General features: G+C 74.3%; 9 protein-coding genes and 1 pseudogene. 6 read left to right on the forward strand and 4 right to left on the reverse strand.

Translation table 11 applies throughout. From position 1 onward, the window contains the following. Positions 1-219: 219 nt before the first annotated feature. Positions 220-780, forward strand: a pseudogene (locus ACFV61_RS07265) (DoxX family membrane protein); the annotation flags it as partial. 207 nt (positions 781-987) lie between these two features. Beyond that, the gene (locus tag ACFV61_RS07270) at positions 988-1272 is read left to right on the forward strand and encodes a Rieske (2Fe-2S) protein (protein WP_279634955.1); all 285 of its coding nucleotides are present in this window, start codon (positions 988-990) and stop codon (positions 1270-1272) included. A 16-nt stretch (positions 1273-1288) separates the two neighbouring features. Here the strand turns inward: ACFV61_RS07270 and ACFV61_RS07275 are convergent, their stop codons facing one another. Together ACFV61_RS07275 and ACFV61_RS07280 are read right to left on the reverse strand one after the other, a co-directional pair. Then, positions 1289-1498: a hypothetical protein gene (locus tag ACFV61_RS07275; RefSeq protein WP_063349010.1), complete on the reverse strand. Its 210-nt coding sequence runs from the start codon at positions 1496-1498 to the stop codon at positions 1289-1291. Beyond that, complete coding sequence (locus ACFV61_RS07280) at positions 1495-2931, reverse strand: PspC domain-containing protein (RefSeq protein WP_380338906.1); 1437 nt, start codon at positions 2929-2931, stop codon at positions 1495-1497. The genes ACFV61_RS07275 and ACFV61_RS07280 overlap by 4 nt, the downstream gene beginning before the upstream one ends. Positions 2932-3194: 263 nt before the next feature. On the opposite strand from ACFV61_RS07280, the gene ACFV61_RS07285 reads away from it, so the two are divergent. The 3 genes from ACFV61_RS07285 (at position 3195) to pcrA (ending at position 7938) form a co-directional block, all read left to right on the forward strand. Further along, on the forward strand, positions 3195-4523 hold the full coding sequence (locus ACFV61_RS07285) for a PspC domain-containing protein (protein WP_380426847.1): 1329 nt from the start codon (positions 3195-3197) through the stop codon (positions 4521-4523). Beyond that, on the forward strand, positions 4516-5193 hold the full coding sequence (locus ACFV61_RS07290) for a response regulator transcription factor (protein ID WP_063349012.1): 678 nt from the start codon (positions 4516-4518) through the stop codon (positions 5191-5193). Before ACFV61_RS07285 ends, ACFV61_RS07290 begins: the two co-directional genes overlap by 8 nt. A 117-nt stretch (positions 5194-5310) precedes the next feature. After that, on the forward strand, positions 5311-7938 hold the full coding sequence (gene pcrA / locus ACFV61_RS07295) for a DNA helicase PcrA (RefSeq protein WP_380490528.1): 2628 nt from the start codon (positions 5311-5313) through the stop codon (positions 7936-7938). Between the two features lie 25 nt (positions 7939-7963). On the opposite strand, the gene ACFV61_RS07300 is transcribed toward pcrA, so the two are convergent. Beyond that, a complete protein-coding gene (locus ACFV61_RS07300) occupies positions 7964-8794 on the reverse strand; it encodes a M23 family metallopeptidase (protein ID WP_380490530.1) in 831 nt (276 codons plus the stop codon). A gap of 368 nt (positions 8795-9162) precedes the next feature. On the opposite strand from ACFV61_RS07300, the gene ACFV61_RS07305 reads away from it, so the two are divergent. Then, positions 9163-9570: a cobalamin B12-binding domain-containing protein gene (locus tag ACFV61_RS07305; protein WP_063351339.1), complete on the forward strand. Its 408-nt coding sequence runs from the start codon at positions 9163-9165 to the stop codon at positions 9568-9570. 81 nt (positions 9571-9651) lie between these two features. Here the strand turns inward: ACFV61_RS07305 and ACFV61_RS07310 are convergent. After that, the coding region (locus ACFV61_RS07310; protein ID WP_380490532.1) for a DUF5691 domain-containing protein at positions 9652-10981 on the reverse strand (1330 nt) is incomplete at its 5' end.

The raw sequence follows: 10981 nt of genomic DNA on the forward strand, positions 1-10981 counted from the left end.
TGCTCTCTGGGTCGGCTCCACCCACCCCCCCCGCGCGCCGTGCGGCCCCTGGTGTCGCCGCGCGCAGACCCCTCGCACCCGCCCCGGCCCCCCCCCCCCGCCCCGTTCGCGGTGGGGCGGCCGCCCGGGTGGGGACCTCCCACCGAAAGCGATCGGGAGCGGGCAGAATGCGGACCGGACCTGTCAGGGAGTGGCGGGCCGCGAGGGAAGGTGTGAGCGATGTCGGAGGCTGGCAACTCCGTGGCGGGTGACGGGGAAGCGGGCGTCGGGGGAGCGGGTGTCGGGGGAGCGGCCGGTCTGGCCGACCGGGCGGCGCAGTGGCGGGCGTCCGCGTCCCGGTACGCGCTGCTGCCGCTGCGGCTCTTCCTCGGCGTCACCTTCGTGTACGCCGCCCTCGACAAACTGTCCGACGCGCACTACCTGGCCGGGGCGGCCGACCCGGCGTCGTTCGTCTCGCAGGCCCAGGCGGTCAAGGGCGGCAGCCCGATCTCCTTCCTGCTCGGCGCCGCCCTGGACGCGCCCACCCTGTTCGCGCTCGCCGTCGCCTTCGGCGAGCTGGCGGTCGGCCTCGGCACCCTGCTCGGCCTCTGGGGCCGGGTCGCGGCGCTCGGCGGCGCGATGATCAACCTCAGCCTCTGGCTGTCCATCAGCTGGAGCGTCTCGCCGTACTACCTGGGCAACGACCTCGGCTACCTGATGGCCTGGACACCGCTGCTGCTGGCCGGCACCCCGGACCTGTCGGTGGACGGCTACCTCGCCCGGCGGGCCGGCCGGGACCGGGGGCGCGGGCTGGGCGAGGACCGCGTCAGGCGCCGGGCGCTGGTGGACGGCGGGATCGCCGCCGTCGCGATCGGCGGCGCCGGGCTGCTCACCGGCTCGCTCACCCGGACCTTCGGCCGGGCCAAGCACTCCGCGCCCAAGCAGTCCGCGGCCCCGGCCACCACCCCGGCGCCGTCCGGACCGGCCCCCTCGGTGGCCGCCGCGAGCGTGCCGGTCGGCGGCTCGGCCCAGGTCAAGGACCCGGCCACCGGGGACGCCGTCTACATCGTGCAGCCCAAGGCGGGCCAGTACTGCGGCCTGTCCGCGGTGTGCACCCACTCCGGTTGCGCGGTCGACGCCCCGAAGAACGGCCAGCTGTACTGCCCCTGCCATGGCTCCCGGTTCGACGCCGCCACCGGCGCGGTGGTCAACGGGCCGGCGGTCAAACCGCTGCCGAAGTACACCGTCACCCAGGCCGGCGACAAGCTGAACCTCGGGCCGCTGCAGAGCTGAGCCTGATCGGGTGCGTTCAGTCCCGGCGGTCGGTGCGGCCGCGCCGGGTGACCGCCGCGACCGCGCCGGCCAGGCCGCCGAGGCCGAGCACGATGAAGGTGACCGGGATGACGATCCGGCCGTTCACCGCCTGGTCGTTGAGCGCCGCGACCAGGTAGACCACCGCGATCGTGCTGAACAGCGCCCCCGCGATCAGCGAGAACAGGTCGAGCCGGTGCTTCCTCACTGCTGGACCACCTTGATGTTGCCGATCCCGACCGCGAGTTCGAGATCGAATGTGCCCTTGGACGGATGGCCGCTGCCGGGTGGCAGCAGGTAGGTGTGGCGGCCGGTGCCGTCGTTGCGGTCACCGGGGGCGGAGACGTCGCCGAGGCCCACCCGGGCCACCAGGTTCACCGTCACGTCCGGCGGCAGGATGACGGTCAGCTCGCCGGCGCCGAGTTCGACCTTGCTGGTGAGGGTGGTCCCGGCCGGGTCGAGCCCGCTCAGGTCCAGCCGGAGCTGGCCGGCCCCCAGGGAGTACCGGGGCTGGAGGTCGGCCGAGGCGACGACGGTGAAGTCGCGTTGGCCGACGGCGTTGCGCATGGAGTCCGGGGAGTGTCCGACGAAGACCAGCGCCAGGGTGAGCATCAGGCCCGTCACCGCGAGCTTGCGGGCCCGGCCGAACTTCGAGCCGATCAGCAGCGTCAGGCCGATCACCAGCAGCGCGGTGGCCAGCACGGTCGCACTCAGCACGGTGACGCTGGTGTGGCCGGCCGAGACGGACCAGACCGCGGCACCCGCGCCGATCGCCAGCAGCAGGCCGAAGAAGCCGAGGGCGGACCGCTCCCGGGGGTGCCGGGCGGCGGCGGGCCGGGGCCGGCAGGCCGGGCCGTCCTTGCGCAGCGGGTCGCCCGCGGGCAGGTCGACGCGCTGCCACCAGGGCTGGGCCGGGCCGCCCGCCGGCGGCACCGGGGTGCCGAACGGCGGGGTGGGGCCGGCGCCGTACGGGTTGCGCTCGGGGTGGCGCGGGTCCCACAGGTAGCCGGTCGGGCCGGGGGCCGGGGAGTCGGCGGGCACCGTTCCGGCGGCGCGCTCGGCCGCGTGCCGGGCGCGGGCGGCCTCGTCGTCCTCCGCCCCGGACCACGGGGACGGGCCGTACTGCTCCCCGTCGGGGTAGTGGCGGTCGTACGGGCCGCCGGGGCGGCGTCGGCGCGCCCGGCCGCGGCGGCGGTCCGGGTCGTAGCGCACCGCCAGGAAGACCAGTCCGGCGAGCAGCAGCAGCGGGAACAACTGGTCGTCCTGGCCCATCGAGGAGAAGAACACCCCGGTACCGATCACGGCCAGCAGCACCGCGCCGACCGACTGGCCGTCCACCCGGCCGGTGAGCACCCGCTGGAGTTCGGTGCGCCCGTGCCGGGTGCCGCCCCGGCCGTCCGGCACCGGCTCGGTGGGGACGATCAGCCAGGCCAGGCCGTACAGGAACAGCCCGAGGCCGCCGGAGAGGCAGAGCACCACGGTGACCACCCGGAAGACCACCGGGTCGATGTCCAGGTGCCGCCCGAGGCCGCCGCAGACGCCGGCCACCACGCGGTGGTGCTCGGTCCTGGTCAGCGGGGGGCGTTCCGGTTCCGGCGGGGCGGCGGGCCCGGTCTCCTGGATGCGGTGGTCGTCGGTCATGGGCACCATCCTCCCGGCTGCCCCGGCCCGGCCCAACCGGTGCGAGCCCTGCCCGGACCCTGACTTGTCCCTGAGAAGGGGTCAGGGACACACCCTGATGCGTCCGCGTGCGCGGGCGTGGAACCATCGGTGGCGTGGCAGCACCCGGTTCCGACCCCCGACCCCTCGCCCCCGACGCCGTGCCGGCGGGCGGCACCGACCCGACCGCGCCCGACGGCGGACGGCCGCCGTACCGCCGGCTCTACCGCAGCCCGCAGGGGCGGATGCTCGGCGGCGTCGCGCAGGGGCTCGCGGTGCACCTCGGGCTCCCGGTGCGGTGGGTGCGGCTCGCGTTCGTGCTGCTGTTCTTCGCGCAGGGGATCGGCACCCTGCTGTACGCGGCGTTCTGGTTCGTGGTGCCGATCGGCATCGGCGAGCCCGCGCAGCGCGGCGCCGCCCACTGGGTGTACGTCAACGGCGCCTTCGTCCCGACCGGGTCGGGGCAGCAGCCGGGCGGCGCGCTGAGCAAGGGCCGCGGCGGCTGGCTCGGCCGGCTGCGCGAACTGCTCCAGCACGCCCTCCAGGGCGAGCCGGCCGCGGCCCCCGCGGAGGGGGAGGACAGTGCGGCCGGCAAGACCGGGCAGGGCGGCCTCGGCCAGCTCGCCGCCCTGGTGATGATGGTGATCGGCATCACCGCCCTGCTCAACGCGCTCGGCCTGCAGACCGCCAAGCCGTACACCTGGCCGCTGCTGGCGATCGGCGTCGGCGTCGCGCTGGTCTGGCGGCAGGCCGACGACTCGCGCTGGCAGCGCTGGTTCGGCCTGGAGGAGGGCGACAAGCGGCGCGGCGCCTACACCCGGGTCGGCACCGGCGTGCTGCTCGTGGTGGCCGGCACCATCGCCTTCCTCGCCATGCAGGGCAGCGGCTCGACGCTCGGCTCGGTGGTCGAGGCCTCGCTCGCGGTGCTCGCCGGGGTGCTGGTGCTGCTCGGCCCGTACGGGCTGCGCCTGTGGCAGGACCTCGGTGCCGAGCGCACCGCCCGCATCCGCGCCCAGGAGCGGGCCGAGATCGCCGCGCACGTCCACGACTCGGTGCTGCACACCCTGACCCTGATCCAGCGCCGGGCCGAGGACCCCAAGGAGGTGCTGCGGCTGGCCCGTGCCCAGGAACGCGAGTTGCGGCTGTGGCTGTACCGCCCGGAGGCCGCCGCCGAGGCCGCTCCCGACACCATGGCGGAGAGCCTGCGCGCCGTCGTCGCCGAGGTCGAGGACCGGCACGGCGTCCCGGTCGAGGTCGTGATCGTCGGCGACTGCCCGATGGACGACCGGATCGCGGCCCAGATGCAGGCCGCGAGGGAGGCGACCGTCAACGCGGCCAAGTACGGTGGCGGGGGACCGGTCCAGGTCTACGCCGAGGTGGAGGGGAAGACGGTGTCGGTGTTCGTCCGCGACCACGGTCCCGGCTTCGACCCCGACACGGTGCCCGAGGACCGGATGGGCGTACGGGAGTCGATCATCGGCCGCATGAAGCGCAACGGCGGCACCGCACGGGTGCGGCCCGCGCCGGACGGCGGGACCGAGGTCGAGCTGGAGATGGAGAGAACGAATGACTGAGGCAGCGCCGGAGCGCACCGCGAGAGTCGTCCTGGTGGACGACCACCGGATGTTCCGCACCGGGGTCCGGGCCGAGATCGGCCGCACCGAGGCGACCGGCATCGACGTGGTCGGCGAGGCCGACGACGTCGAGTCGGCGGTGCGGGTCGTCGCCGAGACCCGGCCGGACGTGGTGCTGCTCGACGTCCACCTGCCCGGCGGCGGCGGTGTCGAGGTGCTGCGCCGCTCGGCCGGGCTGATGGGCGAGCAGGGCGGGGTCAAGTTCCTCGCCCTGTCGGTGTCGGACGCCGCCGACGACGTGATCGGCGTCATCCGCGGCGGCGCGCGCGGCTACGTCACCAAGACCATCACCGGCACCGACCTGGTCAACGCGATCTTCCGGATCGCCGACGGCGACGCGGTGTTCTCGCCCCGGCTGGCCGGCTTCGTCCTGGACGCCTTCGCCGCCACCGACACCCCGCCGGTCGACGAGGACCTGGACCGCCTCACCCAGCGCGAGCGCGAGGTGCTCCGCCTGATCGCGCGCGGCTACGCGTACAAGGAGATCGCCAAGCAGCTTTTCATCTCGGTGAAGACGGTCGAGAGCCACGTCTCCGCCGTCCTGCGCAAGCTCCAGCTGAGCAACCGGCACGAACTGACCCGCTGGGCCACCGCCCGCCGGCTGGTCTGAGCCCTGGCCCGGGCGGCCGAGCCCATGTGCTGCTGAGCCCCGGTCGCGAGCCCGTCCGGTCCGGTTTTCTCCGGGCCGGGCGGGCTTGTCGGTGGGTGGCCATAGACTCGGAGTGCCATGAGTAGCCTCTTTGACGACCTCCCGCTCCCCGGTTTCGAGGCACCCGCCGCCGGGTCGAAGCAGCCCGCCGTGCCCCTCGACGAGGAGCCCCCGCCGTACGAGGACGACGCCCCGTACGAGGCCTACGAGGAGGCCATCCCGGAGGGGCTGTTCCAGACCGACCACGCCGCCGAGACCGCGCGGGACGCCTGGTACCGCAACGGCGCCGCCCGCACGGTGGTGGATCCGGCGCAGCTGCTGGAGGGCATGAACGACCCGCAGCGCGAGGCGGTGCTGCACGCGGGCTCGCCGCTGCTCATCGTGGCCGGCGCCGGCTCCGGCAAGACCCGGGTGCTGACCCACCGGATCGCCCACCTGCTGGGCGCCCGCGGCGTGCAGCCGGGCGAGATCCTGGCGATCACCTTCACCAACAAGGCCGCCGGCGAGATGCGCGAGCGCGTCGAGGCGCTGGTCGGCCCGCGGGCCCGGGCGATGTGGGTGTCGACCTTCCACAGCGCGTGCGTGCGGATCCTGCGCCGCGAGTCCAAGGTGCTGGGCTTCACCTCCAGCTTCTCGATCTACGACTCGGCCGACTCGCAGCGGCTGATGTCGCTGGTCTGCCGCGACCTCGACCTGGACCCGAAGCAGTTCCCGCCGAAGTCCTTCACCGCGAAGATCAGCAACCTGAAGAACGAGCTGATCGACGAGGAGACCTTCGCCGACCAGGCCGCCAACCCGATGGAGAAGAAGCTCTCCGAGGCGTACACGCTCTACCAGCGGCGCCTGCGCGAGGCCAACGCGCTGGACTTCGACGACATCATCATGACGACGGTGAACCTGCTCCAGGCCTTCCCCGACGTCGCGGAGCACTACCGGCGCCGGTTCCGGCACATCCTGGTCGACGAGTACCAGGACACCAACCACGCCCAGTACATGCTCGTCCGCGAGCTGAGCGGCGGATCCGTCGCGGCCGCGCCGAAGCGCACCGTGGACGGGGAGTTCGTGAACCCGGCCGCCGGGCGCCTGTCCGAGGTGCCGCCGGCCGAGCTGTGCGTCGTCGGTGACGCGGACCAGTCGATCTACGCCTTCCGCGGCGCGACGATCCGCAACATCCTCCAGTTCGAGGAGGACTACCCGAACGCGACCACGATCCTGCTGGAGCAGAACTACCGCTCCACGCAGACCATCCTGAGCGCCGCCAACGCCGTCATCGAGCGCAACGCCAACCGGCGCGAGAAGAAGCTCTGGACGGCCGGCGAGCACGGCGAGAAGGTCGTCGGCTACGTCGCGGACGACGAGCACGGCGAGGCCCAGTTCATCGCCGACGAGATCGACCGGCTCACCGACGCGGGCGACGCCAAGCCCGGTGACGTCGCGATCTTCTACCGGACGAACGCCCAGTCCCGCGTGTTCGAGGAGGTGTTCATCCGGGTCGGCCTGCCGTACAAGGTGGTCGGCGGGGTGCGCTTCTACGAGCGCAAGGAAGTCCGGGACGTCCTGGCGTACCTGCGGGTGCTCTCCAACCCGGAGGACACCGTGCCGCTGCGCCGGATCCTCAACGTGCCCAAGCGCGGCATCGGCGAACGGGCCGAGGCGATGGTCGACGCGCTGGCCGCACGGGAGCGGATCTCCTTCGCCCAGGCGCTGCTGCGGGTCGACGAGGCGTACGGGATGGCCGCGCGCTCGGCCAACGCGGTGAAGAAGTTCAACGTCCTGATGGCCGGGCTGCGGCAGGTCGTCGAGTCGGGCGCGGGCCCGGCCGCGGTGCTGGAGGCCGTCCTGGAGGAGACCGGCTACCTGGCCGAACTCCAGGCCTCCACCGACCCGCAGGACGAGACCCGGGTGGAGAACCTCCAGGAACTCGCCTCCGTCGCCCTGGAGTACGAGCAGGACCCGGGCGAGCGGCCCGACGCCGACGAGGAGGGCACCCCGCCGGTCGGCTCGCTGCCCGACTTCCTGGAACGGGTCGCGCTCGTCGCCGACTCCGACCAGATCCCGGACGACGAGGAGGGCCGGGGCGTCATCACGATGATGACCCTGCACACCGCCAAGGGCCTGGAGTTCCCGGTGGTCTTCCTGACCGGCATGGAGGACGGGATCTTCCCGCACATGCGGGCGCTCAACCAGGTCAAGGAGCTGGAGGAGGAGCGGCGGCTCGCCTACGTGGGGCTCACCCGGGCGCGGCAGCGGCTCTACCTGACCCGCTCGGTGCTGCGCAGCGCCTGGGGGCAGCCCGCGTACAACCCGGCCTCGCGGTTCCTGGAGGAGATCCCGGAGGACCTGGTGGAGTGGAAGCGGAGGGGGGCGGCGCAGGCGCCGGCCGCGCGCGGCTTCTCCTCGGGGTCGTCCTGGGGCAAGTCCTCGTCGGGGGGTGGCGGTTCGCGCTCCTCGTCGGGTTCTTCGGGCTCGTCGGCCTCGTCGAAGCCGAAGGCGGGCTGGGGGCAGTCGGCGCGACGCGGCGGCCAGGCCGTCGAACGGGACGCCGTCTCGCTCGCGGTCGGGGACCGGGTCACCCACGACACCTTCGGGCTGGGCACGGTGGTGGGTGTCATCGGCGTCGGCGACCGGGCGCAGGCCACGGTCGACTTCGGCTCGGAGGGCCGCAAGCAGCTGCTGCTGCGCTACGCGCCGGTGGAGAAGCTCTAGAGCGTTTCCTAGGCCGGACGGGGCCTCAGCGGGGGTCGAGCCCGTTCGAGAGGAACCACGGCAGCGGGTCGACCGGCCCGCTGCCGGCTGGGCGGATCTCGAAGTGCAGGTGCGGCCCGGTGCTGTTGCCACTGCTGCCGACGAAGGCGATGACGTCGCCCTGCTTCACCGGCCCCTTGCGGACCTTGTACGCCCGCAGGTGGCAGTACCAGGCCTCGGTGCCGTCGGGCATCTTCAGCACCGTCATGTAGCCGTACGACGGGTTCCACTGGGTGCGGATCGTGCCGTCGGTGACGGCCATCACCTCGGAACCGCCGTCCACCGGGAAGTCGATGCCGGTGTGGCGGTTGGCCCAGTGGGTGCCGGCCTCGCCGAACAGCTCACCGAGGCCGTGCCGGGCGACCGGCATGACCACCTTGGGCTTGACGGGCTCGGCGCTCGGCTGCGCGCCCGGGGTGCCCTGGGCGTCGGCGGGCTGGGCGCCGGCCAGCGGCTGGCGGGCGTCGCCGCGGGAGGCCTGGGCCGGGTCGCCGGCCGCGACCGCCTGCCGGGCGGCCGTCTTGGCGGCCTCGGCGCCGCCGTCGGCCGGGTTGTCCGGGCTGTTCGGGTTGCCCTGGGCGTCGACCGCCGTCCGTGCCGTCCGGCCGGCCGCCTGGGCGTGCTGATCGGCCTCGCCCCGCACGGTGACGGCCGCCGCGGCGGCGACCCCGAGCGCGGCCACCGACGGCAGCGCGACCCGCAGCAGTGCGGTTCTGGTGGCGGCCTTGGCGGCGCCGCGGCGCTGGGTGCGGGACTCCTCGCGGGCGGCGAGGCGCAGCTCCGCACGGGTCGGGCGGGCGGCTGCGTCGGGAGCCATCGGGGGCTGCCTCCTCGGTGGGCCTGGGGCGCGTCGTCGGGCAGGGGAGCGGCGGGGAAAGCGGCAGGGAAAAGCTGTACGGGGGAAGCGGGGAGAAATCAGCCGAGACTGTAGCCGCAAGGCCGACGCCCCGGAAAAACCTCCGGTTGTCAAGAGGTCTGCCGAGGGTCTGTGCGGTGGACGGGTGGACGGGCATACCCACTGGTAGCAAGGCCGGGGGCTGTGACTTTGCCCTCCTCTTGGGAGGTGGCGCGGCCAACCGGGCCGGGTGGCGCTAACCTCCCCTCAGGTTGGTTATTGGCCGTTAACCGCACCCGTGGCCCGCGAGGTCCGGTCGGATGGTGGACGACGAGGTCCAGGAGGCAGTCATGAGTGTGTCGGGGCCGATCCGTGTGGTGGTCGCCAAGCCGGGGCTCGACGGTCACGACCGTGGCGCCAAGGTCATTGCGCGTGCCCTGCGCGACGCCGGTATGGAGGTCATCTACACCGGGCTGCACCAGACGCCCGAGCAGGTCGTCGACACCGCGATCCAGGAGGACGCGGACGGCATCGGGCTGTCGATCCTCTCCGGTGCCCACATGACGCTGTGCGCACGGGTGTTGGAGCTGTTGAAGGAGCGCGACGCGGCGGACATCAAGGTCTTCTGCGGCGGGATCATCCCGGACGACGACATCGCCGAGCTCAAGGCGATGGGCGTCGCGGACATCTTCACCCCGGGCACGTCCACCCGGGACGTCGTGGCCTGGGTCGCGGCCAACCTGCGGGCGGCCGGCTGAGGTTGACGGTGCGGGACGGGCCGGCCCCAGGCTTCGGCGGGGCCGGCCCGTCCCGTCGTTCCGTCGCTTCGGGAACGGGCGTCAGGCGTCGAGTTCGGCGAGCATCGCGGCCCGGAAGCGCAGCGTCCCGGCCAGCCGGGCGAAGGTCTCCGACCAGGCGGAGTCGGGCGCGGCCCCGGCGGCCAGCTCCTCCACGGCGGCCGCCGTCTCCGGGGCGAGCGCGCGTTCCGTCATCCCGAGCACCCCGCTGTGGCTCCACGGGTACGCGCCGGAGCCGGCGGCGCGGGCCAGGGCCGTCACCACGGCGGTGGACAGCGGCGGCGTCCACGGCGTGCCGCAGGCGCCGAGCAGTTGGAAGGCCTCGCCCAGGCCGTGCACCTCGATGAACGCGGCCGTCCAGGCGGCCCGCTCCTCGGGTGGGAGGACAGCGAGCAGCTTGGCGGGGGCGCCGGTGACGCGGGGGGCGCGGGCCCGTCCGGCGCCGCGGGCGGGCGGTGCGGGCGCCGGGCCGAGCAGCGCCCGGGCCCAGTCGGCGTCGTGCTGGCGGACGGCGGCGCGCGCCCAGGCCTCGCGCAGGTCGTCGGCCCAGCTGCTGCTGGTCTCGTCGATGCTGTCGCCGACCCGCAGGGCGAGCAGCTGTTCCGGTGTCAGGCCGGTGCTCTCGGGCCAGAGCCGCAGCGGCGCGGCGGCGATCACCTCGCCGAACCACCAGGCCCGTTCGCCGCGTCCGGTGGGGGACTTGGGCGGTATGCCGTCGCGCTGCATGGCCGCGTCGCACTCGGCGGGCGGGGTGACCAGCAGGTGCGTCCCGGCCGCGGCGAGCCGGACGGCGGCCCTCGCCCGCTCGGCCATCCGCCGGGCGAGGGCCGAGCCGGGCAGGGTGGAGAGCAGTTCGGCGGCGGTGGCGCGGACGTTCTTGCTGCGGTCGCCGAGGGCGGCCTCCAGGAAGGGTTCGTCGGCGGCGGAGAGGCCGTCCTGGAGGGCGTCCAGGAAGAGCAGGCGGTCCTCGGCGCGCTCGGTGGACCAGGTGCCGCTCAGCAGCTCCAGGCCGGCGGCCGGATCGCGGCGGCGCAGCAGGGTGAGGTGGGTGACCCGCTCGGCGAACAGGCCCTCGTGCCACAGCTGGTGGTCGACGGGCCCGCCGGGCTGCTCGGCCGGGTCGGGGGCGGCGGTGCGCAGCACGAAGCGCCAGTCGGGGTTCTGTTCGGCCAGCCAGCGGCCCAGCGGTCCGGCCAGCGCGACGGCGTCGGAGCGCAGTTCGCTGCGGGCGCGGGCGGCGTCGAGCAGGCCGGGTATCAGTGCGCCGGGCGGGCGCAGGCCCCGGGCGCGGGCGGTGGCGAGCCACTGCGGGAGCAGTTCGGCGAGGTTGGCCAGGGTGGCGCCGCCACTGCCGCCGGACCGGCCGGCCAGC

This window comes from Kitasatospora sp. NPDC059817 (genome assembly GCF_042731835.1).
Classification (GTDB): domain Bacteria; phylum Actinomycetota; class Actinomycetes; order Streptomycetales; family Streptomycetaceae; genus Kitasatospora.

Bases quoted from the DNA above. Each gene is read 5' to 3' on its own strand.
- ACFV61_RS07280 (WP_380338906.1), bottom strand. From the start codon at position 2,931: ATGACCGACGACCACCGCATCCAGGAGACCGGGCCCGCCGCCCCGCCG.
- ACFV61_RS07285 (WP_380426847.1), top strand. From the start codon at position 3,195: ATGCTCGGCGGCGTCGCGCAGGGGCTCGCGGTGCACCTCGGGCTCCCG.
- ACFV61_RS07290 (WP_063349012.1), top strand. From the start codon at position 4,516: ATGACTGAGGCAGCGCCGGAGCGCACCGCGAGAGTCGTCCTGGTGGAC.
- pcrA (WP_380490528.1), top strand. From the start codon at position 5,311: ATGAGTAGCCTCTTTGACGACCTCCCGCTCCCCGGTTTCGAGGCACCC.
- ACFV61_RS07300 (WP_380490530.1), bottom strand. From the start codon at position 8,794: ATGGCTCCCGACGCAGCCGCCCGCCCGACCCGTGCGGAGCTGCGCCTC.
- ACFV61_RS07305 (WP_063351339.1), top strand. From the start codon at position 9,163: ATGAGTGTGTCGGGGCCGATCCGTGTGGTGGTCGCCAAGCCGGGGCTC.